Raw genomic sequence first — 1,449 nt, forward strand, 5'->3', positions numbered from 1 at the left:
GATGTCGTAGCTCACCAGCAGGTTCTTGGTCTGCTGGTAGTGGTCGAGCATCATCTTGTGCGTCTCGCGACCGACGCCGGACTTCTTGTAGCCGCCGAACGCGGCGTGGGCCGGGTACAGGTGGTAGCAGTTGGTCCACACGCGACCGGCCTTGATCCCGCGGCCCATGCGGTAGGCGCGGTTGATGTCACGGGTCCAGAGGCCGGCGCCGAGGCCGTACTCGGTGTCGTTGGCGATGGCCAGGGCCTCGGCTTCGTCCTTGAAGGTGGTGACGCCGACCACCGGGCCGAAGATTTCCTCCTGGAACACGCGCATCTTGTTGTGTCCCTTGAGCAGGGTCGGCTGGATGTAGTAGCCGCTGGCCAGGTTGCCTTCGAGCTTCTCGACGCTGCCGCCGGTGAGCACTTCGGCGCCTTCCTGCTGGGCGATGTCGAGGTAGGAGAGGATCTTCTCGTACTGCTGCTGGGAGGCCTGTGCGCCGACCATGGTCTCGGTGTCCAGCGGGTCGCCGCGCTTGATCGCCCTGACCTTCTTCAGCACCTCTTCCATGAACGCCGGGTAGATCGACTCCTGGACCAGCGCGCGGGACGGGCAGGTGCACACCTCGCCCTGGTTGAAGAAAGCCAGCACCAGGCCCTCGGCGGCCTTCTCGATGAACGCCGGCTCGGCCTGCATGATGTCTTCGAAATAGATGTTCGGGCTCTTGCCGCCCAGCTCGACGGTGGAGGGAATGATGTTCTCCGCCGCGCACTTGAGGATGTGCGAGCCGACCGGGGTGGAACCGGTGAAGGCGATCTTGGCGATGCGCTTGCTGGTGGCCAGGGCCTCGCCGGCCTCCCTGCCGAAGCCCTGGACGACGTTGAGCACGCCCGGCGGCAGCAGGTCGCCGATGAGTTCCAGCAGCACGCAGATGCCCAGCGGGGTCTGCTCGGCCGGCTTGAGCACCACGCAGTTGCCGGCGGCCAGCGCCGGGGCCAGCTTCCAGGCGGCCATCAGCAGCGGAAAGTTCCACGGGATGATCTGCCCGACCACGCCCAGCGGCTCATGGATGTGGTAGGCCACGGTGCTGTCGTTGATCTCGGCGGCGGAGCCTTCCTGGGCGCGAATGCAGCCAGCGAAGTAGCGGAAGTGGTCGGCGGCCAGGGGGATGTCGGCGTTGAGGGTCTCGCGCACGGCCTTGCCGTTGTCCCAGGTCTCGGTGACGGCGAGCAGTTCCAGGTTCTGCTCGATGCGGTCGGCGATCTTCAGCAGGATGTTCGAACGCTCCTGCACCGAGGTGCGGCCCCAGGCGTCGGCGGCGGCGTGGGCGGCGTCGAGGGCCTTGTCGATGTCCTCGGCGGTGGAACGGGGGAACTCGGCGATCGGCTGGCCGTTCACCGGCGAGGTGTTGGTGAAGTACTGGCCCTTGACCGGAGGCACGAACTCGCCGCCGATGTAGTTGCCGTAGCG

General features: G+C 66.5%; 1 protein-coding gene. It reads right to left on the reverse strand.

The annotated features are described in order from the left end of the window. Nucleotides 1-1,449, reverse strand: a 1,449-nt coding sequence (locus HMPREF2581_RS18505) for an acetaldehyde dehydrogenase ExaC (protein WP_049239624.1), incomplete at both ends; no start/stop codon positions are given.

Source organism: Pseudomonas sp. HMSC057H01, assembly GCF_001836405.1.
Taxonomy (GTDB): domain Bacteria; phylum Pseudomonadota; class Gammaproteobacteria; order Pseudomonadales; family Pseudomonadaceae; genus Pseudomonas; species Pseudomonas aeruginosa.